The organism is Alcanivorax profundi (assembly GCF_003597125.1).
Classification (GTDB): Bacteria; Pseudomonadota; Gammaproteobacteria; order Pseudomonadales; family Alcanivoracaceae; genus Alcanivorax; species Alcanivorax profundi.
In genome coordinates, this window is the sequence record NZ_QYYA01000113.1 from 1 (window position 1) to 452 (window position 452).

1 protein-coding gene and 1 pseudogene are annotated in these 452 nt (G+C 67.5%); both read left to right on the forward strand.

Features of this window, described 5'->3' with window-relative positions; translation table 11 throughout:
* A pseudogene (gene rimO, locus D4A39_RS17090) lies at positions 1–203 on the forward strand (30S ribosomal protein S12 methylthiotransferase RimO); the annotation flags it as partial.
* 86 nt (positions 204–289) lie between these two features.
* Positions 290–452, forward strand: a 163-nt coding sequence (gene cutA, locus D4A39_RS18585; RefSeq protein WP_368731519.1) for a divalent cation tolerance protein CutA, incomplete at its 3' end; no start/stop codon positions are given.

A 452-nucleotide genomic window follows, 5' to 3' on the forward strand; every position in this document is an offset into this window, starting at 1 on the left:
CGGCGAAGGTGGGCAGCCGGATCGAGGTGATCGTGGACGAGGTGGACGCGGAGGCCGCGACCTGCCGGACCAAGGCCGACGCGCCGGAGATCGACGGCAACCTGTTCATCGATGCGGGGTTTGAGGGACTGGCACCCGGCGATATCGTGACCGTGGACGTGGACGAGGCGTCGGATTATGACCTTTGGGGGACGCGCGTCTGATCCCGACCGTGCCGCGCGCGGCGCTGGCGGGATGTGCGTGTTTTGGGAACACTGAAACTGCGACGGAGTGCACCGTGACAGAAGCCATGGACCCCGAGACCCCCTTGCACCTGAGCGTGACCTGCCCGGATGTGGAGACAGCCAAGCTGCTGGGGCGGCGGGCCTTGTCGGCGCGGCTGGTGGCCTGTGCCAATGTGCTGCCGGGGGTGTCGAGCCTGTATTGGTGGCAGGGCACGCTGTGCGAGGATG